General features: G+C 65.5%; 26 protein-coding genes. 20 read left to right on the top strand and 6 right to left on the bottom strand.

Features of this window, described 5'->3' with window-relative positions; translation table 11 throughout:
* Nucleotides 1-201: 201 nt before the first annotated feature.
* The 11 genes from OKW87_RS11990 (at nucleotide 202) to OKW87_RS12040 (ending at nucleotide 7,019) form a co-directional block, all read left to right on the top strand.
* Complete coding sequence (locus OKW87_RS11990) at nucleotides 202-1,023, top strand: pyruvate, water dikinase regulatory protein (RefSeq protein WP_443025104.1); 822 nt, start codon at nucleotides 202-204, stop codon at nucleotides 1,021-1,023.
* 38 nt (nucleotides 1,024-1,061) lie between these two features.
* A complete protein-coding gene (locus OKW87_RS11995) occupies nucleotides 1,062-1,616 on the top strand; it encodes a Maf family protein (protein WP_443025105.1) in 555 nt (184 codons plus the stop codon).
* On the top strand, nucleotides 1,613-2,422 hold the full coding sequence (gene aroE / locus OKW87_RS12000; RefSeq protein ID WP_265539801.1) for a shikimate dehydrogenase: 810 nt from the start codon (nucleotides 1,613-1,615) through the stop codon (nucleotides 2,420-2,422). The genes OKW87_RS11995 and aroE overlap by 4 nt, the downstream gene beginning before the upstream one ends.
* The gene (coaE, locus tag OKW87_RS12005; RefSeq protein ID WP_265539804.1) at nucleotides 2,419-3,012 is read left to right on the top strand and encodes a dephospho-CoA kinase; all 594 of its coding nucleotides are present in this window, start codon (nucleotides 2,419-2,421) and stop codon (nucleotides 3,010-3,012) included. Before aroE ends, coaE begins: the two co-directional genes overlap by 4 nt.
* Nucleotides 3,013-3,019: 7 nt before the next feature.
* On the top strand, nucleotides 3,020-3,712 hold the full coding sequence (gene dnaQ / locus OKW87_RS12010; RefSeq protein ID WP_265539806.1) for a DNA polymerase III subunit epsilon: 693 nt from the start codon (nucleotides 3,020-3,022) through the stop codon (nucleotides 3,710-3,712).
* 55 nt (nucleotides 3,713-3,767) lie between these two features.
* On the top strand, nucleotides 3,768-4,355 hold the full coding sequence (gene hpf, locus OKW87_RS12015; protein ID WP_265539807.1) for a ribosome hibernation-promoting factor, HPF/YfiA family: 588 nt from the start codon (nucleotides 3,768-3,770) through the stop codon (nucleotides 4,353-4,355).
* 41 nt (nucleotides 4,356-4,396) lie between these two features.
* Nucleotides 4,397-4,864, top strand: a complete 468-nt coding sequence (locus tag OKW87_RS12020) for a PTS sugar transporter subunit IIA (RefSeq protein WP_265539808.1) — start codon at nucleotides 4,397-4,399, stop codon at nucleotides 4,862-4,864.
* A complete protein-coding gene (locus OKW87_RS12025) occupies nucleotides 4,851-5,324 on the top strand; it encodes a PaaI family thioesterase (protein ID WP_265539809.1) in 474 nt (157 codons plus the stop codon). The genes OKW87_RS12020 and OKW87_RS12025 overlap by 14 nt, the downstream gene beginning before the upstream one ends.
* Nucleotides 5,321-5,662 carry a DUF1491 family protein gene (locus OKW87_RS12030; RefSeq protein WP_265539810.1) on the top strand — a complete coding sequence of 114 codons (342 nt, stop codon included), beginning with the start codon at nucleotides 5,321-5,323 and terminating at the stop codon, nucleotides 5,660-5,662. Before OKW87_RS12025 ends, OKW87_RS12030 begins: the two co-directional genes overlap by 4 nt.
* Before the next feature lie 151 nt (nucleotides 5,663-5,813).
* The gene (locus OKW87_RS12035; protein ID WP_265539811.1) at nucleotides 5,814-6,461 is read left to right on the top strand and encodes a cell wall hydrolase; all 648 of its coding nucleotides are present in this window, start codon (nucleotides 5,814-5,816) and stop codon (nucleotides 6,459-6,461) included.
* 60 nt (nucleotides 6,462-6,521) lie between these two features.
* The gene (locus OKW87_RS12040; RefSeq protein ID WP_265539812.1) at nucleotides 6,522-7,019 is read left to right on the top strand and encodes an MmcB family DNA repair protein; all 498 of its coding nucleotides are present in this window, start codon (nucleotides 6,522-6,524) and stop codon (nucleotides 7,017-7,019) included.
* Between the two features lies 1 nt (nucleotide 7,020).
* On the opposite strand, the gene OKW87_RS12045 is transcribed toward OKW87_RS12040, so the two are convergent.
* Nucleotides 7,021-7,629: an ankyrin repeat domain-containing protein gene (locus tag OKW87_RS12045; protein WP_265539813.1), complete on the bottom strand. Its 609-nt coding sequence runs from the start codon at nucleotides 7,627-7,629 to the stop codon at nucleotides 7,021-7,023.
* Nucleotides 7,630-7,697: 68 nt separating this feature from the next.
* Between OKW87_RS12045 and OKW87_RS12050 the strand changes: the two genes are divergently transcribed.
* From OKW87_RS12050 to OKW87_RS12060, 3 genes are read left to right on the top strand one after another with little or no spacing between them, the layout of a single operon-like run.
* Nucleotides 7,698-8,282: an SCO family protein gene (locus OKW87_RS12050; protein ID WP_265539814.1), complete on the top strand. Its 585-nt coding sequence runs from the start codon at nucleotides 7,698-7,700 to the stop codon at nucleotides 8,280-8,282.
* Nucleotides 8,279-8,713, top strand: a complete 435-nt coding sequence (locus tag OKW87_RS12055; RefSeq protein WP_265539815.1) for a YcgN family cysteine cluster protein — start codon at nucleotides 8,279-8,281, stop codon at nucleotides 8,711-8,713. Before OKW87_RS12050 ends, OKW87_RS12055 begins: the two co-directional genes overlap by 4 nt.
* Nucleotides 8,710-9,384 (top strand): M48 family metallopeptidase, encoded by a 675-nt coding sequence (locus OKW87_RS12060; protein WP_265539816.1) that lies wholly within the window; start codon nucleotides 8,710-8,712, stop codon nucleotides 9,382-9,384. Before OKW87_RS12055 ends, OKW87_RS12060 begins: the two co-directional genes overlap by 4 nt.
* On the opposite strand, the gene OKW87_RS12065 is transcribed toward OKW87_RS12060, so the two are convergent.
* Genes OKW87_RS12065 through OKW87_RS12075 form a run of 3 tightly spaced genes read right to left on the bottom strand, consistent with a single transcriptional unit; the run spans nucleotide 9,375 to nucleotide 12,579 of the window.
* Nucleotides 9,375-11,570, bottom strand: a complete 2,196-nt coding sequence (locus OKW87_RS12065) for a transglycosylase domain-containing protein (RefSeq protein WP_265539817.1) — start codon at nucleotides 11,568-11,570, stop codon at nucleotides 9,375-9,377. The two genes, OKW87_RS12060 and OKW87_RS12065, sit on opposite strands and share 10 nt — an antisense overlap.
* A 40-nt stretch (nucleotides 11,571-11,610) precedes the next feature.
* Nucleotides 11,611-12,045 (bottom strand): peptide-methionine (R)-S-oxide reductase MsrB, encoded by a 435-nt coding sequence (gene msrB / locus OKW87_RS12070; RefSeq protein ID WP_265539818.1) that lies wholly within the window; start codon nucleotides 12,043-12,045, stop codon nucleotides 11,611-11,613.
* 33 nt (nucleotides 12,046-12,078) lie between these two features.
* Nucleotides 12,079-12,579, bottom strand: coding sequence for a sterol desaturase family protein (locus OKW87_RS12075; protein ID WP_265539819.1), 501 nt, complete (start codon nucleotides 12,577-12,579; stop codon nucleotides 12,079-12,081).
* Nucleotides 12,580-12,622: 43 nt separating this feature from the next.
* Between OKW87_RS12075 and OKW87_RS12080 the strand changes: the two genes are divergently transcribed.
* From OKW87_RS12080 to OKW87_RS12105, 6 genes are all read left to right on the top strand, one after another.
* Nucleotides 12,623-12,913, top strand: a complete 291-nt coding sequence (locus OKW87_RS12080; protein WP_265539820.1) for a hypothetical protein — start codon at nucleotides 12,623-12,625, stop codon at nucleotides 12,911-12,913.
* 84 nt (nucleotides 12,914-12,997) lie between these two features.
* Nucleotides 12,998-14,197 carry an ADP-forming succinate--CoA ligase subunit beta gene (gene sucC / locus OKW87_RS12085; protein ID WP_265539822.1) on the top strand — a complete coding sequence of 400 codons (1,200 nt, stop codon included), beginning with the start codon at nucleotides 12,998-13,000 and terminating at the stop codon, nucleotides 14,195-14,197.
* Between the two features lies 1 nt (nucleotide 14,198).
* Entirely contained in the window at nucleotides 14,199-14,471 is a 273-nt protein-coding gene (locus tag OKW87_RS12090) for a hypothetical protein (protein WP_265539824.1), read from the top strand.
* Nucleotides 14,468-15,220, top strand: coding sequence for an electron transfer flavoprotein subunit beta/FixA family protein (locus OKW87_RS12095; protein ID WP_265539825.1), 753 nt, complete (start codon nucleotides 14,468-14,470; stop codon nucleotides 15,218-15,220). Before OKW87_RS12090 ends, OKW87_RS12095 begins: the two co-directional genes overlap by 4 nt.
* Entirely contained in the window at nucleotides 15,217-16,146 is a 930-nt protein-coding gene (locus OKW87_RS12100) for an electron transfer flavoprotein subunit alpha/FixB family protein (RefSeq protein WP_265539827.1), read from the top strand. Before OKW87_RS12095 ends, OKW87_RS12100 begins: the two co-directional genes overlap by 4 nt.
* A gap of 362 nt (nucleotides 16,147-16,508) precedes the next feature.
* Entirely contained in the window at nucleotides 16,509-17,714 is a 1,206-nt protein-coding gene (locus OKW87_RS12105) for an MFS transporter (protein WP_265539829.1), read from the top strand.
* 2 nt (nucleotides 17,715-17,716) lie between these two features.
* Here the strand turns inward: OKW87_RS12105 and OKW87_RS12110 are convergent, their stop codons facing one another.
* Nucleotides 17,717-19,291, bottom strand: a complete 1,575-nt coding sequence (locus tag OKW87_RS12110) for a lysine--tRNA ligase (protein WP_265539830.1) — start codon at nucleotides 19,289-19,291, stop codon at nucleotides 17,717-17,719.
* A gap of 40 nt (nucleotides 19,292-19,331) precedes the next feature.
* Nucleotides 19,332-20,108, bottom strand: coding sequence for a transglutaminase-like domain-containing protein (locus OKW87_RS12115; protein ID WP_265539832.1), 777 nt, complete (start codon nucleotides 20,106-20,108; stop codon nucleotides 19,332-19,334).
* Between the last annotated feature and the right edge of the window lie 65 nt (nucleotides 20,109-20,173).

Genomic DNA, 20,173 nt, shown 5'->3' on the forward strand with positions numbered 1-20,173 from the left:
TGACTCCCGATGCGGCGCGGTGGCTCCCGGATTCGCTGCCTTGTTCCCCACTTTCCACAGCCTGTGGAGCGGAACCAGGGGTTGGGGATGCGCTTGTGGATGACTCAGCGGTCGAGTCCGCGGATCCGCCACGCTTGGCCGCAGGCTCGGGTTGCGCTAGCGGCTGTGCATCATGTTCTCCACAGTTTCACGCACGGCCTGATGCGGCTCCACCTCCACTTGCTCTCGGATTCGACCGGCGAGACGCTGGAGAATATCGCCAAGGCGGCGCTTGCCCAGTTCGACGATGTCGAGACCACGCGCCATTTCTGGCCGATGGTGCGCAGCGAGGCGCATCTCGAGCGCATATTGGCGGAAATCGCGCAAAATCCGGGGCTGGTGATCTTCACGCTGGTCAACAGCGACACCAGGCGCACGCTGGAGAGCCGCTGCCGGGCGATGGGGCTGCCGGCGATCGCGCCGCTCGATCCGGTGAGCCATGCGCTTTCCAGCCTGCTGGGGCAGGAGGCGAAGGCGCGCCCTGGCAGGCAGCATATTCTGGATGCCGCTTATTTCGCGCGGGTCGATGCGATTCAGTTCACGATCGCGCATGACGACGGGATTGGCGCCGAGGATTGGGAAGAGGCCGATATCGTGCTCGCCGGCGTTTCGCGCTCGTCCAAGACGCCCACGTCGATTTATCTCGCCAATCGTGGCTACAAGACAGCCAACATTCCGGTCGTAGTCGAATCGCCGCCGCCACCCGAGTTGTACGCGCTCAAGCGGCCGTTGATCGTCGGGCTGACCACCAGCGCCGATCGGCTGGTGCAGATTCGCCGCAACCGGCTGCTGTCGCTCAACCAGAGCCCCGAGACTGCTTATGTCGACCAGGATTCGGTCCAGCGCGAGATCGCCTTCGCGCGCCGCATGTTTGCCGACAATGGCTGGCCGGTGATCGACGTCACCCGCCGCTCGATCGAGGAGACCGCCGCCGCGATCATCCAATTGTGCAATGAGCGCGCGATGGAGGAAAGAAGCGCGTGACGCTGATCCTCGCCTCGCAGAGTGCATCGCGCCGGGCGATGCTGGACGCCGCCGGCATCCCTTATGAGGCCGTGGCGGCGCAGGTGGACGAGCAGACCGCGAAAGAATCGCTGATCGCGAGCGGCATTTCGCCGCGCGATCTTGCCGATGCGCTCGCGGAGCTCAAGGCGCTCAAGGTCGCGCGACTAGCGCCGGCGGCGCTTGTGCTTGGCGGCGATTCGGTGGTGGCGCTCGATGACGGGACCTTGCTCGACAAGCCGGTCAGCCGCGAAAACGCCGCCGAGCACCTGCGGATGATGTCGGGCCGGCACCATGACCTATTCAGCGCCGCGGTGATCGCCGAAGGGCCGCGCGCGGTGTGGCGGCATGTCGATCGCGCGCGGATGCATGTGCGCACGCTGTCGGAGGCGTTCATCCAGTCCTATCTCGACCAGGAATGGCCCACGATCGGCGGCTGCGTCGGCTGCTATCGGATGGAGGGGCCCGGGGTGCAGCTTTTCAGCCGCGTCGAGGGTAGCCATTTCACCATCCTGGGGATGCCGATGCTGCCCTTGCTCGATTATCTGCGCGTACGGGGAGTGTTGACGTCATGAAACCCTATGCCGAGGTGATCGGCGATCCGATCGCGCACAGCAAGTCGCCGGCGATCCACGGCTTTTGGCTGGACGCATTGGGCATCGACGCCGAGTATCGCGCGATGCGGGTATCGCCCGACGGCCTGGCCGCCTATTTCGATTCGTGCCGCGCCGATCCCGAATGGCGTGGCTGCAACATCACCATCCCGCACAAGCAGGCCGCGCTCGACCTTGTCGAGGATCGCGGTGGCGTCCGCCAGTCGATCGGGGCGGTCAACACCGTGATCCGGGCCGAAGACGGCGCGCTGATCGGCACCAACACCGATGCCGGCGGCTTTTATTCGCCGATCGCCGGGCTCGATCTGGAAGGACGGCATGCGGTGGTGATCGGCGCGGGGGGCGCCGCCCGCGCAATCCTGTTCGCGCTGTCGAAGGTCGGCATCGGGCGCGTGACGATTCTCAATCGCAACGTGCTCAAGGCCGCGGCGCTGCTGAGCAGCTTCGGGATGAAGGGCGATGCGATGCCGCTGGGGTCGCCGTTGCCGGCCGCGGACCTGCTGGTCAATGCCAGTGTGCTGGGGATGGACGGGCAGCCGTCGCTGGACCTCGACCTTTCGCCGCTGCCCGAAGATGCGGTGGTGTACGACGTGGTCTATGCGCCGCTCGAGACCCGATTGCTCGCGCAGGCGAGGGCGCGAGAGCTCGACATCGTCGATGGGCTCGAGATGCTGATAGGCCAGGCCGCGCTTGCCTTCGAGCTTTTCTTCGGCGTCGAACCGCCGCGCGATCGCGACGAGGAATTGCGCGCTTTGTTGGTAAAATGATCGTCCTGGGCCTCACCGGCTCGATCGGCATGGGCAAGTCGACCGTGGCCCGGATGTTCGCCGACGAAGGTGTGCCGGTGTTCGATGCCGATGCCGAGGTCCACCGCCTGCAAGGACCTGGGGGCGCGCTGGTCGCGGCGATCGAGGCGGCCTTCCCCGATACCACCGGCGCGCGCGGCGTCGATCGCACGATGCTGGGCGAGGCCGTGTTCGGCAATCCGGAGGCGTTTGCCCGGCTCGAAGCGTTGGTCCACCCGGCCGTGGCCGAGGCCCGCGCAGCGTTTCTGGAGCGCAATGCCACCGAACCGCTCGTCCTGCTCGACATACCTTTATTGTTCGAAGCAGGCGGCTGGGAGTCGGTGGACAAGATCGCCGTGGTTTCCGCCGCGCCGGAGGTTCAGCGCGCGCGCGTCCTCACCAGGCCGGGGATGACCGTCGAACGATTCGAGTCGATCCTCGCGCGGCAGATGCCCGATGCCGAGAAGCGCGCCCGCGCGGATTTCGTGATTCACACCGACACCAGCCTCGACGCCACTCGCCAACAGGTTCGTGCGCTGGTCGCTTGCATGGCCGGGCGTGCGGGAGGATAAGGTCGCCATGCGCGAAATCGTGTTCGATACCGAAACCACGGGGCTCAGCTTCCCGGGCGGAGACCGCATTGTCGAGATCGGCTGCGTCGAGCTGCACAACCGGGTGATGACCGGCCGCACATTCCATGCCTATGTGAACCCGCAACGGCCCGTGCCGATCGAGGCATTCAACGTCCACGGCCTCTCGGATCGCTTTCTCTCGGACAAGCCGCTGTTCCACGACATCGTCGAGGATCTGCTCGAATTTCTGGGCGATTGCCCGCTCGTCGCGCATAATGCGGGCTTCGATTTCAGCTTCCTCAATGGCGAGCTTGCCCGCTGCGGGCGCCCGCACTGCGGACCCGATCGGATGGTCGATACGCTCACCATCGCGCGCAGCCGCCATCCCGGCGCCAAGCACAGCCTCGATGCGCTTTGTTCGCGCTACGGGATCGATCTCAGCGCGCGCCAGTTGCACGGCGCCCTGCTCGATGCGCAGCTGCTGGCGCAGGTCTATGTGGAGCTCACCGGCGGTCGCCAGATCACGCTCGGCCTTGCGGTCGATGCGCCGATCATGCGCGAGACCCCGGCCGAGGCGCCGACCCGTGTCCATGTCAGGCCGGCACGCAATTTTGCGCCCTCGGCGGCGGAACTTGCGCGCCACGCAGCCTTTGTCATGGGGTTGGAGGAGCCGCTCTGGGCTTCGGCCGCATCCGGGTGATCGGATGCGACGTCGTACCGGGGGCCCTCGTTTTTGAGTGATGGAAGGAACGCCCATGGATATCCGAGTCTCTGGCCACCAGGTCGACACCGGCGCCGCGCTGAAGGCGCAAGTCAACGAACGGCTCCAGGGGATCGCAGACAAATATTTCGCCCGCGCCCTCTCGTCGCACGCGACCTTCGGCAAGGGACCGCATGACAACGGCTTCACCTGCGACATTATCATGCATGTGATGCAGGGGCTGGTGCTCAAGGCATCGAACAACGGCCAGGAAGCCAATGGCGCTTTCGACGGCGCCGCGGATCGGATCGACAAGCAGCTGCGCCGCTACACGCGCCGGCTGAAGGATCGCCAGAACGGTGCGGTCAACGCACTGGCCGAGGAAGGCGCCTATGACGCCGGCTACACGCTTTTCCAGGAGCCCGCAGCCGAGCAGGAGGAAGTCGAGGACGCACCCCTGATCATCGCCGAGACGCGTGTCGATGTGCCGGAGGCGACGGTTTCGGACGCGGTGATGATGCTCGATCTGCGCAACACCAACGCGCTGCTGTTCCGCAATAGCGGCACGGGCACCTACAACATGGTCTATCGCCGCGGCGACGGGACGATCGGGTGGGTTGAGCCGAACCGCACGGAGGCCTAAAGCCGCGCGCAAGCGGGCATCGGCCCGCATTTGGGATCGAGATGACTGAAGTCGGCGATTTGCTGGTGCCCGAGGCTGTGCTTGCCGGGTTGGGCGCCGCAAACAAGAAGACCCTGTTCCAGCAGCTCGGCGGGGCCGCGCACAAGGCCTATGGGCTCGATGCGCGGCAAGTCGCCGAGCGGCTGGCCGCGCGCGAGAAACTGGGCTCCACCGGCTTTGGCGGCGGCATCGCGATCCCGCACGGCAAGCTCGACGGGCTGAAACGAGTCGTGGGCCTGTTCGTGCGACTTTCCAATCCGGTCGACTTCAAGGCGATCGACGATCTGCCCGTGGATCTCGTGTTCATGCTGCTCTCGCCCGCCGGGGCGGGGGCTGAGCATCTCAAGGCGCTGGCCGCGGTGTCGCGCAAGCTGCGCGATCGCAATTTCGCGGCGAAGCTGCGCGGTGCGGGTTCGCCCGATGCGCTATTTGCCTTGCTTGCCGGCGTGGAGACGCGTGACGCCGCCTGAACTCGCGCGCGCGCGCGTCGGGGCCGATGCGCATTTCCGCGCGCTCGAGGCGCTGTACGCCGCCGCGCCGATCAATCGCCTGTTCGATTCGGTGCTCGAAATTCCCGAAAGCGGCGTGGCGCGGATCCGCTTCACGATCGACTCGCGCTATTTCCACGCCGCCGGCGCAGCGCACGGCACGAGCTATTTCAAGATGCTCGACGATGCCGCCTTCTACGCTGCGAACAGCTTGGTGACGGACCGGTTCCTGCTGACCACGGCGTTCAACCTGCTCTTCACCAAGCCGCTCGTCGAGGGGCCGGTGGTCGCCGAGGGGCGGTGGGTCAGCGGCCAGCGTCGGGTGTTCGTCGCCGAGGCGCGGCTGATCGATGCCAGCGGCGAGGAAGCGGCACGGGGGACGGGCACCTTCATGCGCTCGCGTATTCCGCTCGCAACGCTCCCCGGCTATCGGGCCGAGTGATGGCACGGCTGACCAGCGCGGTGCAGGTCAGTGCACTGGTCCGCCGCGTGCATCAGGAGGGCGGCTCGGCGATGGTGCTGGCCAGGGGCGAGTCGACCGCGGGTGGCATCCTCCTGATTCTTTACGAAAAGGGCGGAGATCCGCGCTTTTTCGAGCGGGGCGCCGGCCCTGAAGGCCTTCCCGCGCTGCTGCCCTCAGGCCCGGCGGTGTTGGCGGATGAATCCGAAGTGACCGCATATTGGCAGCGTCGCCGCTTCCGCGACCCCGACCTGTGGGTCGTGGAGTTGGATGTCGCAGAGGCAGAACGGTTCGCCGCTGAAACGATCGGCGGCGGTTGACATGTTGCGACTGCGAAGAGAAAGGCGATCTATCCAAATTCGCGTTGTGCCGATCGAAGTCAGAGTTCGGGCGGTTACGCAGTCGGGGGGATGTCCGGCGGTCCATATTATCAGGGCCGGCCGCACGCCAACCGCATAGTAATGAAGACGAATGAAGTTCTTGCCACGCGCCGCGAGTTTCGCGGCTGTGACCTTTTGCGCAGGCGCGCTTGCCAACGCCGCCACGCTAGACGTTGGGCCTTACCCGCAGGACCAGCAGGTCAAGGCTACAAACATCTCGGAACAGCAGCTTGTTCCCGCGCTTCCCGCCGAAGCGCAGCCGGTGATCAACCGGCAGAAGGGTGAAATCGTCCAGCCGCTTCCCGAAGCGGCCATCCAGGAAGACCAGGATTTCGCATCGCTCTCCGCCGCGGTCGCCGCGCAGGATGCCGATGCTTCGGATCGCGAGATCAACTGCCTCGCCGTCGGCGTCTATTACGAGGCGAAGAGCGAACCGCTTGCCGGGCAGCTTGCGGTTGCCGAAGTGATCCTGAACCGCACGACCTCGGGGCGTTTCCCCAAGTCGGTGTGCGGCGTTCTTACCCAGCGCGGCCAATTCTCCTTCGTCCGCGGTGGCCAGATTCCGACCCCGCCCGCCAATGCACAGTGGCGCAAGGCGCTCGCCGTCGCGCAGGTCGCGCAGAAGGATCTGTGGGACAGCCCGGCGCCGCGCGCGCTGTTCTTTCACGCCAGCCATGTCCGGCCCGGCTGGAAGCGCCCGCATGTCGCCACCGTCGGCAACCATATCTTCTACCGCTGAACGATCGCCGCGGCGCCGCGAAGGCTTCCCCGCGTTCGTCTAATGTTCTAATGGTCGGGGATGCGCATTGCGACGTCCCCGGCCTTGAACCCTCCCGCATCCGAGCCCCTCCAGGCCTCCGATGTGGCGCGCGGGGTGTGCCGCATGCTGCTGCGCCACGATTGCGTCGCAATCGGCGAGGTGCAGCTCGAGGGCGGCCGACGCGCCGATCTGATGGCGCTCGATTCGCGTGGCAACATCGTCATCGTGGAGATCAAGGTGTCACGTGCCGACTTGCTCGGCGATGCGAAGTGGCCCGAATATCTGTCGCATTGCGATCGCTTCTTCTGGGCGGTGCCCGAAGGATTCGATCTGCGCCCTTTCGAGCAGCAGGCCTTCCTGCCCGATCGCGCGGGGCTGCTCGTCGCCGACCGCTACGACGCGGCGGTGGTGCGCGAGGCAGCGACGGTGCCGCTCGCGACCGCGACTCGCAAGAAATGCACGCTCGCCTTCGCCCGCCGCGCGGGCCGGCGGCTGATCCATTTGCTCGACCCGGAGGCCGAGCAGCCCTTCGCCTGAATTAGAGCCCCGGGCCGGCTGCAGCCGGCTTGCCGCCACCCTTGGGCGTGTCGGCGATCAGCTTGGCGATTGCCGGCCAGCGTGTGCCTTCGCGGGCATAATCCCGCGCGGATTTGCCGCTGCCGAAATCGGCCTTGTCGGGATCGGCACCCGCATCGAGCAGCATGCGGACGATTTCGGTGTTGTGCACCTGCACCGCCCGGATCAGCGGCGTCTCGCCGCGGGCATTTTGCAAGTTCACATTGGCCTTGTAGCGCAGCAGCGTCGCGACGCCTTCCTGCCAGCTCCGCTCGGTCGCGATCAGCAAGGCGGTGTTGCCTTGACTGTCCTGAAGATTGCGGTTGGCTTCACCCTGCTGGAGGAGGACGCGAAGATATAGCGCGTCGCTACGCTTGGCCACGATATGAAGCGCGCCCTCGCCGGTGGTGCGGTCGCGGGTGTTGACGATACGAAGCGACTTGTCCTGCAGATAGGTATTGACCTTGTTACCGTCCGCGTCGCGCACGGCCTTCAGAAACTCGTAGCCGTCGGAAAATTGCTGCGCCGAGGCGGGCGCCGAAGCGAGGAGCAGTGCGGCGACGACGGCACCGCGGAACACAGGAAACACCATGACGAGGGCAAACCTTTGCTGACCTATTCTTGCAACTGGGCAACTATCAGATCATGGCTGGCCGCGCCATGAATAGGAACCTTCTTGCTTCGATCGTCGCATTCGCTCTTCCGCTCGCCGGTTGCGGAGGCGCGCCCGAGCAACCTCCGCTTGCCGGGGCCCGGATCGGCGGCGGTTTCGCGCTGACCGATCAGGACGGAAAGACCGTTCGCGATACCGATTTCGCCGGGCGCTATCGGATCGTCTATTTCGGCTACACCTATTGCCCGGATGTCTGCCCGACCGACATGGCCAAGATCGGTCAGGCGATGAAGATCCTCGACACGGATTCGCCGCGGATCGCGAACAAGGTCGTCCCGATCTTCATCACCGTCGATCCCGAGCGTGACACGCCCGCGGTGGTCAAGCAGTTCATCGCCAATTTCCATCCTCGCGTCGTCGGGCTCACCGGAAGCCCCCAGGCGATCGCCGACGTCGCGAAGAAATATGCGGTCTATTTCAAGAAGCAGGCGCCGGGTCCTGGCGGCGGCTATATGGTCGATCACCTCGCGGTCGCATTCCTGATGGGCCCCAATGGCGAGCCGATCGCCTCGCTGCCGATCGACAAGGACGGCGCCGCGATCGCCGAGCAGATCCGGCACTGGGTCAAATGAGCGGGCGCTATTGGGAAGACACGCCGCTGGCCCGGCTCGATCGGGCGCAGTGGGAATCGCTGTGCGACGGCTGCGGCAAATGCTGCATCCACAAGCTCGAGGATGACGAGACCGGCGAACTGTTCGCCACCAACGTCGCCTGCCGCCTGCTTGATCGAAAGGCCGGGCGGTGCAGCGACTACAAGCACCGCCACGCCTATGTCAGCGAATGCGTGCGGCTGAGCATCGGCAATGTCGCCGAGATCGAATGGCTCCCGACGACCTGCGCCTATCGCCTGCGCGCGGCGGGGGAGGCGCTGCCCGAATGGCACTATCTGGTCTGCGGCGATCCCGAGGCGGTGCACCGGGCCGGCGAATCGACTCGCGGCTGGACGGTTTCCGAAGACGATGCCGGCGATCTTGAAAATCATCTGGTGGACCGGATTCTGTGAACCCCGAGATCGAGGTCGTCCGCCACGCCCGTGCGCGGCGGATGCGGCTGGCGGTCGATCCGCGCGACGGGCACGTCCGCCTGACTTTGCCGCCGCGCGCCTCGCTTAAGAAGGGGCTCGCCTGGGCAGCGGAGCTGCAGCCCTGGATCAGTGCGCAACGCGCCACGCTTCCGGAATCGCGACCGTTCGCGCCCGGCGCCAGCTTCCCGCTCGCGGGTCGCGAGATCGACATCGTCTGGGACGACGGCCGCCCCCGCACGCCCAGGCTCGATGGCGACACGCTATTCTGCGGCGGCCCGCGCGAAGGGCTGGAGCGGCGGATCGAGCGCTGGCTGCGCGGCGAGGCACTGCGCCTGCTCAGCGACGAGACCGCGGAATATGCCGAGCGCGCCGGGGTCACGATCGCCAAGGTCGGCATCGGCGATGCGCGCGGACGCTGGGGCAGCTGCGCCGCATCGGGCGTGATCCGCTACAGCTGGCGGCTGATCCTCGCGCCCGCATTCGTGCGCCGCGCCACGGTCGCGCATGAAGTCGCGCACCGCGTCCACATGAACCACTCGCCGGCATTCCACCGGCTGGTCGCCTTGCTGTACGAAGACGATCCCGCGCCCGCGCGCGCCTGGTTGCGGAGCCACGGCAGCGCATTGCACTGGGTCGGTCGCTACTCCTGATAGCCGTCATCGGCGTCGCGCGGCAGCGCACGCTCGGGTTGCTGACGCTGCTGGGGCGGGGGCTGGCGGGGCCAATCCGCCGGTGGCTGCCGCTGCCAGTCGCGCGGCGGCGGGCGGACCGCGGAAGGACTCGGCGCGCGCGTCGGCGCGGGCTGGGGCGGCGCTCGCCTTCCGGTCATCCGATCGATCCACTCCTGGTCGATCTGGTCGGGCTGCGCCTGTTCCTCTTCCTCGGCAGGAAGCGCGTCATCGCGCGGTGCCTCGGGCAGCGGGTTGCCGTCCTCGTCGACGAACATGCCGTTGTCGGGGGCGAAATAGGCATTGTCTTCGGGATCGAGCTGCCATTCGGGCAGCGTCACCTTTGTGTCGAACTCCTCGACCGGCCGCTTCGCGACGGCCTTTACCATGAAGGAACGGAAGGCGCGGGCAGGCGCGGTGCCGCCCTGCAGACCGGGGACGGGACGGGCATTGTCGCGGCCCATCCAGACGCCGGTCGTCAGCCCGCTAGAGAAACCGAGGAACCAACCATCCTTGTTCGAACTGGTCGTGCCGGTCTTGCCCGCAACCGGACGCCCGATTTGCGCGGCCTTGCCCGAACCGGTGTTGACTGCGGTCTGCAGCAGATCGGTCATCTGCGCGGCGACATAAGGCGCGACCAGAACGTGGCTGGTGTCGACTTCATGGCTGTAGATCACCGCCCCGTTGGCGGTGACCCGGGTGATCCCGAACGGAGTTACGGCCACGCCCTGCTGGGCGACCGAGGCGAAGGCGCGGGTCATGTCGATCAGCCGCACGTCGGAGGTGCCGAGCACCATCGAAGGTTGCGTGTTCACCGGCGTCGTGATGCCGAAACGCCGCGCCATGTTGGCAACCGTGCCGAAGCCGACCTCCTGGCCCAGCTTTGCGGCGACGGTGTTGATCGAATAGGCAAAGGCGCTGCGCAACGACATTTCACCCAAATTGCGGCGCGAACTGTTGCGCGGAGTCCAGCCGTTGATCGTCACCGGTTCGTCGACCACCATGTCGTCGGGCTTGTGCCCCGCCTCCAGCGCCGCGAGATAGACGAAGAGCTTGAACGCAGAGCCCGGCTGGCGCGTGGCCTGGGTCGCACGATTGTAGATCGACGAGACATAATCTTTGCCGCCGACCATCGCGCGCACCGCGCCGTCGCGGTCGAGGCTAACCAGCGCGCCCTGGGCGTCGCCGGGGGCATTGGCGCGGATCGCCTCGTCGGCGGCGCGCTGCATGTCGAGGTCGAGCGTGGTCCACACTTCCAGCGGTGCATCGGTTTCGTCGATCAGCACTTCGAGTTGCGGCAATGCCCAGTCGGTAAAATAGCGCACGCTGTTCTGGCGGGGCTCGGGCGCCAGCTTCACGCCTTGCGGATCGGTCGCGGCGGCTTGCGCACGGCTGATTTTACCGGTCTCGACCATCACGTCGAGCACGACGCTGGCGCGCTGGATTGCCGCCTCCGCGTCGGCGGTGGGCGCATAATGCGACGGCGCCTTGACCAGTCCTGCCATCACCGCCGCCTCGCCGAGCGACAATTCCTTTGCCGGATGTCCGAAGAACTTGCGTGATGCGGCGTCGATTCCATAAGCACCGCCTCCGAAGTAAACCTTGTTCAGATAGAGTTCGAGGATCTGCTCCTTCGTGAACTTGCGCTCCATCGCCAGCGCCAGCACCGCCTCGCGCATCTTGCGGCCGAAATCATATTTGTTCGACAGGAATATCGTGCGCGCGACCTGCTGGGTGATCGTCGATGCGCCTTGCAGCCGTCGCCCGGTGCCGCGATTTGCCAGGCCGGTGCGGATCGCGCGGCCCATGCCCCACAGATCGACGCCCCAATGATCCTCGAAACGGCGATCTTCCACCGCAACGATGGCATCCTTCATCACCTCGGGGATATCGGCATGGGCGATCCACTCGCCATAGCTGGGACCAAGCGATACCAACACGGTGCCGTCCACCGCATGGACGCGGATCATCTGTCCGTTGGGTGAGGATTTGAGCTCGTCATAGCTGGGCAGCGAGGCGCGCGTCGAAAAGATTGCGATCGTCAGCGCGACCGCGGCGATCACGCCGAACGCGATACCGCCAATCAGCGTCCAGAAGCCGATACGCTTCCAGGCCGCTGGGTCACGCCACCATGGCTTGGATTTGGTTTTCCGTGAAGTCGAGGCCATCGGCGGGTGGGTTAAGCCCTAATCCGGCGGCTCACAAGGATCAGGAGCCGCTCGATCCCGAACTAGTGCCATTTGCGTTGCCGCTACGTGAACGGAAATCGAGGCTCAGCGAGTTCATGCAATAGCGTAGGCCGGTCGGCGGTGGGCCGTCGGGGAAAACATGGCCGAGATGCCCGTCGCAGCGGGCGCAGCGCGCCTCCACCCGGCGCATGCCATGGCTGGTATCGGCATGTTCGACGACATTCTCGGCCGCGATCGGCTGCGTGAAGCTCGGCCAGCCCGAGCCCGAATCATACTTATCGATGCTGTCGAACAGGTCGAGATTGCACGCGGCGCAGGCATAGATGCCGTCGGCCTTGTTATCATTGTATCGCCCGGTGAAGGCGCGTTCGGTCCCCGCCTCGCGCAGCACGTGGAACTGCTCGGGGGTCAGGCGCTTGCGCCATTCGGATTCGGGGAGGTTTAGATGGTCCATCGTGGCAGCATGTGTGCATGCCCGCGCGATTCTTCAATCCGCCTGCGCACTGGACCTGGTCTTGCCGCCGCGCTGCTTGATCTGCGTCTTCAGTATCTCGGCCTTCGGCGCCCACAGGAAACCGAAGCTCACGGTTCCGTGCTTGCTCTCCACGGCATGATGTAGCCGGTGCGCCTGCATGATCCGCTTCATGTAGGGCGATCGCGCGACATAGCGGTGCGGCAGACGCTGATGAACGATGACGTCATGGAAGCCGAAATAGATCGCACCATAGGCCGCGATCCCGCCGCCGATCCAGCCGAACCCCGGCCACCAGCCGAGATGGACGCCGCCTAGCAGCAACACGATCGAGGGCACAGCGAAGATCGCCGCATAAAGATCATTGAGCTCGAAATTGCCGGTGCGCGGCTCGTGATGGCTCTTGTGGAGGAACCAGCCGGGGCCATGCATCACCCAGCGGTGCGCGACATAGGCGAACCCTTCCATCGCCACGATCGTTGCCACAAGTATCAGGATGCCCAACGCAATATGCATCGGGCCGATATAGCGAGGCGATGCCATGCTTGCGAGGATAGGCTTGGGATTTTGCGCAATTGCACTGCTGGGTGGCTGCGCGGTGCCCGAGGCGCGGCTGCGCAGCGGGCTGATCCGCGCCGGTCTGCCGGCGCCGCTTTCGGCCTGCATGTCGGAACGGATGGTCGATCGGCTGTCGCTCGGGCAGTTGCGGCGGATCGCCGACCTGCCCCAGGCGCGCGGCGCCGAGTCGCTCGACGAGTTTCTCCACCGCGTCCGTGCGCTCGGCGATGCCGAGATCGTCGGAGTCACCACCAGCTCGGCCGCACTCTGCGCCACCGGGCTCGCCCGCTGAAACCGTCCGGGGTGGATTCGCTGCGTCCGCTGTGCTTAAGGCGAGGCACATTCCCGATCTTCGAAAAATGAGGCCCGGCTTCCCATGAATATCCACGAATATCAGGCCAAGGAACTGCTCGCCAAGTTCGGCGTGCCCGTCCCCGCAGGCTTCGCCGCCATGACCGTAGAGGAGGCCGTCGAGGCCTCGAAGAAGCTTCCCGGGCCGCTTTATGTCGTCAAGGCGCAGATCCATGCCGGCGGCCGCGGCAAGGGCAAGTTCAAGGAACTCGGCCCCGACGCCAAGGGCGGCGTTCGCCTGGCGCGCAGCGAGGACGAAGTCCGCGCCGCCGCGAGCGACATGCTCGGCAACACGCTGGTGACGATCCAGACCGGCGACGCCGGCAAGCAGGTCAACCGTCTCTACGTCACCGACGGCGTCGATATCGCCAAGGAATTCTACCTCGCGCTCTTGGTCAACCGCGCGACCGGTCGCATCTCGATGGTCGCCTCCACCGAAGGCGGCATGGACATCGAGACCGTGGCGCATGACACGCCCGAGAAGATCCACTCGATCGATATCGATCCTGCGACCGGCTTCATGCCGCACCACGGCCGCGCCGTCGCTGCCGCGCTCGAGCTGACCGGCGATCTCGCCAAGCAGGCGACCAGCACCGCCGCCAAGCTGTACGATGCCTTCCTGGGCACCGATGCCGAGCAGATCGAGATCAACCCGCTCGCAGTCACCGACGACGGTAAGCTGATGGTGCTCGACGCGAAGGTCGCCTTCGACGGCAATGCCATGTTCCGCCACAAGGACCTGATGGAGCTACGCGACGAGACCGAAGAGGATCCGGCCGAGCTGGAGGCTTCGAAGTACGACCTCGCTTACATCAAGCTCGACGGCGACATAGGCTGCATGGTCAACGGCGCCGGCCTCGCGATGGCGACGATGGATATCATCAAGCTCAACGGCATGTTCCCGGCCAACTTCCTCGACGTCGGCGGCGGCGCGAACAAGGAAAAGGTCACCGCTGCGTTCAAGATCATCCTCCAGGATCCCAATGTGAAGGGCATCTTGGTCAACATCTTCGGCGGCATCATGCGCTGCGACATCATCGCCGAGGGCATCGTCGCCGCGGCGAAGGAAGTGAACCTGCAGGTGCCATTGGTCGTCCGGCTCGAAGGCACCAATGTCCAGCAGGGCAAGGACATCCTCGCCAATTCGGGGCTGCCGATCGTGGCGGCCAACGATCTGGGCGATGCGGCACAGAAGATCGTGGCCGAGGTGAAGCAGGCCGCGTGACATGGCCGTGTTGGGCGGTCTCGCTGCGATGTTACTCGTTGCGGTTGCCGTCTTGGGACCGATCGCGATTCTGATTTTCGGACAACGAACCGTTAAGCCGGCGATGGTTTTGCTTTTCGTGTTCGGAACGCTCGCGATGCCTTTTGCGGCGCTAAGCGAACCGCCAGATTTCCGCGGCACCGCGGTGATAATGACAGTCGCTTTTTTTGTCGTTGGATTGGTGGCGATTGCAGTGACAGGCACCCTCAGGGCGCCGACGAGGAGAGGCAGATGAAGGTCCTGGTACCGGTCAAGCGCGTGCTTGATTATAACGTAAAGCCCCGCGTGAAGGCGGACGGGACGGGGGTCGATCTGGCCAACGTCAAGATGAGCATGAACCCGTTCGACGAGATCGCGATCGAGGAGGCCGTGCGCCTCAAGGAAAAGGGTGTCGTCACCGAGGTCGTCGTCGTCACGATCGGCGTTCCCAAGGCGGAGACCGATATCCTGCTGACTGCGCGCGCCATGGGCGCCGATCGCGCGATCCTGATTGCCACCGAAGAGGAAGTCGAGCCGCTCGGCGTCGCCAAGCTGCTCAAGGCGGTATGCGACGAGGAGCAACCGGGCCTGGTGATCCTCGGCAAGCAGGCGATCGACGACGATGCCAACCAGACCGGGCAGATGCTCGCGGCGCTGCTAGGCTGGCCGCAGGGAACCTTCGCGTCGAAGGTCGAGGTGACCGGTGATCGTGTCGCGGTAACCCGCGAAGTCGATGGCGGGCTCGAGACGGTCGATCTCAAGCTCCCCGCGATCGTCACCACCGATCTGCGGCTCAACGAGCCGCGTTATGCGACGCTGCCGAACATCATGAAGGCCAAGTCCAAGCCGGTGCTCAAGAAGACCGTCGCCGATTATGGCGTCGACGTTTCGCCGCGAATGCAGACCCTCAAGGTCGTCGAGCCCGGCAAGCGCCAGGCCGGGGTCAAGGTCGGATCGGTCGACGAACTGGTCGAACGCCTCAAGGGTATGGGAGTCGCCAAGTGAAGACGCTCGTCTGGGTCGAACATGACAATAAGGTCGTTCGCGACGCCACCCTCGCCACGGTGACCGCTGCCGCCAAGCTCGGTGAGGTCCACCTCCTCGTCGCAGGATCGGGCGCCGCCGCGGTGGCCGATCAGGCCGCGCAGATCGCCGGCGTGGGCAAGGTCCATCTTGCCGACGATCCCGCCTACGAACATGCGCTGGCCGAGAATGTCGCGCCCTTGATCGTCGGCCTGATGGCAGATCATGACGCGATCCTCTTCCCCTCCACCACCACCGGCAAGAATATCGCCCCGCGCGTCGCGGCGTTGCTCGACGTGATGCAGATTTCGGACATCCTCTCGGTCGAGGGCCCGGATACGTTCACACGTCCCATTTATGCCGGCAATGCGATCGCCACGGTCCAGACCAGCGACAAGAAGCTGGTGATTACGGTGCGCGGCACCGCCTTCGCCAAGGCTGAGACTTCGGGCGGCAGCGGCACGGTCGAGGCGGTGTCGGGCGCAGGCGATGCGGGCCTTTCCACCTTCGCGGGTTCGGAGATCGCCGAATCGGTCCGCCCCGAGCTGACCAGCGCCAAGATCATCGTCTCGGGCGGCCGCGCACTGCAGAATGGCGAGAATTTCCATTCGATCATCGAGCCACTCGCCGACAAGCTCGGCGCCGCGGTCGGCGCCAGCCGTGCGGCTGTCGACGCGGGCTTCGTCCCCAACGACTATCAGGTCGGCCAGACGGGCAAGATCGTCGCCCCCGAAGTCTATATCGCGATCGGCATTTCCGGGGCGATCCAGCATCTCGCGGGGATGAAGGATTCGAAGGTGATCATCGCGATCAACAAGGACGAAGACGCCCCGATCTTCCAGGTCGCCGACATCGGCCTGGTCGGCGACCTGTTCAAGATCGTCCCAGAGCTGACCGAGAAGCTCTGAGGCACGGCATCGCCGCAAATCGGGTTTAAACCAGCTGGATTGAGCAAGGTACACCCCGGCGAAGGCCGGGGTCCAGTCGCGACCTGCTTTCGAGAGTGGGGATGCTGTGCGGCCTATCGTAGCTGGGGCCCGGCCTTCGCCGGGGTGGAGCCGGGGGTCGCCTGAGGCCCGCCGGCGATCGCTGTCATTTTGCACGCTTCCGCCCTCCACCATTAACGGGCTCGAGCGCCGCGGCGGCAAAGATGCCGACCGTTGGTTAAGCGAGCCAGCCGCGGCGAACAGATCATGATGTGCGCCGCACGCATCCACGGTTGCGCGTTTGTGACGTTGACGCTGCAGTGCAGCATAACCACTTGGGCTCGATGCAAGCTCCCGCCCGCCGGCCAACGCCCGTCTTTCTCGTCCATTTCGCGCTCGCCATGGGCGGGTTCGCGATCGGCACGACCGAATTCGCGACGATGAGCCTGGTCCCCTATTTCGCCCCCGGGCTCGGCATCGACGAGCCGACCGCAGGGCATGTGATCAGTGCCTATGCGCTCGGCGTGGTGGTCGGCGCACCGTTGCTCGCGGTGCTCGGCGCGCGGATGGCGCGGCGGACGCTGCTGATCCTGCTGATGGCGGGCTTCGCCTTGTTCAACGGGCTCAGCGCGCTCGCGCCCACCTATGAGTGGATGCTCGTTTTCCGCTTCCTCTCCGGCCTCCCGCACGGCGCCTATTTCGGCATCGCCGCGCTCGTCGCCGCCTCGCTCGTACCCGACGACAAGAGATCGCAGGCGGTCGGCCGGGTGATGCTCGGGCTGACGATCGCCACCGTAATCGGCGTGCCGCTCGCCAATTGGCTGGGCCAGACGATGGGCTGGCGCTGGGGCTTCGCGGTCGTCGCCGCCCTCTCCATCCTGACGATGCTGCTGGTCTATCGCCTCGCCCCGCGAGACAAGCCGCGGCCTGAAGTCAGCCCGCTCGGCGAGCTCGCGGCGCTCGCCAATGGCCAGGTCTGGCTGACGCTCGGCATCGGCGCGATCGGCTTCGGCGGACTGTTCTGCGTCTACACCTATCTCGCCTCGACTTTGCTCGAAGTGACCGGGGTGGGCGCGAGCGCGATCCCGATCGCGTTGGCGATATTCGGCGCGGGGATGACGCTCGGCAATCTGGTCGCCCCGCGCTACGCCGATCGCGCGCTGATGCCGACGGCGGCGGTGCTCCTCCTCCTCAGCGCCTTCGCGCTCGTGCTTTATCCGCTGGCGGCGCATAGCTTCTGGTGGATCTGCGTCGATATCTTCGCGGTCGGCTTCGCCGGTGCGCTCGGCGCGGTGCTCCAGACCCGGCTGATGGACGTCGCGGGCAAGGCGCAGGGGCTGGCGGCGGCACTCAACCATTCGGCGTTCAACACCGCCAATGCGCTCGGCCCCTGGCTCGGCGGCATGGCGATCGCGGCGGGCTATGGCTGGACCTCGACCGGCTATGTCGGCGCGGCGCTGGCGCTTGGCGGCTTTGCCATCTGGTGCATCGCGATGCTCGTCGAGCGCCGCAGCGACCTGCGCCTCGCCCGGGCCGCCGCCGCCGGATAAGCTCAGCGGTCGAGCGCTTCCCGAATCAACCGACGGCTATTCTCGACGCCATAGAGCGCGATGAAGCTACCCATCCGCGGCCCCTGTTCCGAACCGAGCAGCGTTTCGTACAGTGCCTTGAACCAGTCGCGCAGATTCTCGAAGCCGGCCGTCTTGCCGATCTCATATACGATATTCTGGATATCCTCGGCGGAGGCGTCCGTAGGCAGCGCCGCCAGCTCGCCATCGAGCCGCTCCAGCGCGGTCACCTCGACCCCCACCGGCGCCCGCCGCTTGAGCGTCGGCGCCACGAAATCGCGCGCATAAGCCAACGCATAGCCGATCAGGTCGTCCAGCGCGGGATAGGTCTCGGGCGTCGCATCCGGCACATAATTGGCGAGATAACCCCAAACCTGCGCCTTGCTCGCCTCGCCCATCACCCCGACCAGGTTGAGCAGCAGCCCGAAGGTCACCGGCAGCGTCTCCGCAGGCGGCGGGCCGTTGTGGATGTGGTGGACTGGATTGCCGAGCTTCTGCTCGATCGGCTGGGCGGCATAATTCGCCCGGAACTGCCAATAATCGTCCACCGCGCGCGGGATCACCCCCATGTGAAGCGCCTTGGCCTTCTTCGGCTCGCGATAGATGTAAAAGGCCAGGCTCTCGTCGGGGCCATAGGTCAGCCATTGCTCGAGGCTGAGCCCGTTGCCCTTCGACTTGGAGATCTTCTCCCCCTTCTCGTCGAGGAACATCTCATAATTGAACCCCTCGGGCGGCCGCCCGCCGAGCACGCGGGCGATCTTCGAGCTCTGAGTGACCGAATCGATCAGATCCTTGCCCGCCATCTCGTAATCGACGCCGAGCGCGACCCAGCGCATCGCCCAATCGACCTTCCACTGAAGCTTGGCCTTGCCGCCTAGGATGGTCTGCGTGATCCGCTCACCCTCGTCGTCGAACGCGATCAGCCCGGCCTCGGCATCGACCACCTCGATCGGCACCTGCAACACCACGCCGCTCTTCGGACTCACCGGCAGCACCGGCGAGTAGGTCGCCTGCCGTTCTTTCCGCAGCGTCGGCAGCATCACGTCCATGATGCCCTGATAGTGGCGCAGCACGCCCTTCAGCGCCGCGTCGAACGTGCCGCCCTCATAATAATCGGTCGACGAGACGAACTCATAGTCGAACCCGAAGCGATCGAGGAATTCGCGCAGCAGCGCATTGTTGTGCGCGGCAAAGCTCTCATGCGTCCCGAACGGATCGGGGATCCGCGTCAGCGGCTTGCCGAGATGCGCCGCGAGCATTTCCTTGTTCGGCACATTGTCCGGGACTTTCCGCAGCCCGTCCATATCGTCGCTGAACGCGATCAGCCGGGTGGGGATGTCCGAAAGCGTCTCGAACGCCTTGCGCACCATCGTCGTGCGCAGCACTTCGTTGAACGTGCCGATATGCGGAAGGCCCGAGGGGCCGTAGCCGGTCTCGAACAGCACATGCCCCTTGGCCGGCGCCCCGTCGGGATAGCGCTTGAGAAGCTTGCGGGCCTCTTCATAGGGCCAGGCCTTGGAATCGAGTGCGGCGGCGCGGAGCATCTGCTTGTCGGTCATCGCGCGCATCTAGCGAATCGCGCGCGCGCGAACCAGCCCGTCAGGCAGGCGCCACTTCGACCGACTGGCTATTGAGCTGCGCATTGCCATAAGCGGTCAGGAACGAGATGTCGGCGGCGTCGCGCCCGATCCCGATCTTCGCCATCGCGGCCTCCTTGGCCATCCCGGTCGGATCGACGAGATGCCATTCGCCGCCCAGGAAAACTTCCGCCACCGCATGGAAATCCTGCGGCTCGACGCCCAGCGCATAGACGCTCGCCATCCGCGCGGGGATGCCCGACGCCCGCGTCAGCGTGATCATCACATGCGCGAAGTCACGGCAGACCCCCTGGCGCCGCACGAAGGTCTCAAGTGCGGTCGTATCGGCGGTGCTGCTCCCGGGGACATAGGCATAACGCTGCTCGATCCAGTCGCGCATCGCCACGACGCGCGCGCCACCCTCGGTCCCGGCGAATTCTGCGTCGACGAAATGCTGGAATTGGTCCGACGGGCAGTATCGCGACGCCATCAGATATTGCACCGTCTCCCCCGGCAATTGGTGCGGGGGCACCATCGGCAGGTCCAGGCAATCGTTGAGCACGCGGTTGATCGCCACGGTCGCGCGATAGTCGACCAGCAGCTGTCCCTGGGTGCGTACCCAGATCCGCTCGCCGATCATGTCCTGCGCCGCCACCCGCGCGAAATGCGCGCAATCGGAGATGTCGAGATGCGACTCCTCGATCGTCTGCTCGGGGATCGCCGCCGCCTCGAGCTGGAGCAGGATATCGGTCGGATTGGCGAAGCTGTAGTCGAGCTGCGCGTGGATCGAGAGTCTCATGATCGCCGCAACGTACAAGTCGCCATTGGTTTCCCTGATCGATAAGCGTTTCGCTTTCGTTCCGC

The organism is Sphingomonas sp. M1-B02 (assembly GCF_026167525.1).
GTDB lineage: Bacteria > Pseudomonadota > Alphaproteobacteria > Sphingomonadales > Sphingomonadaceae > Sphingomonas.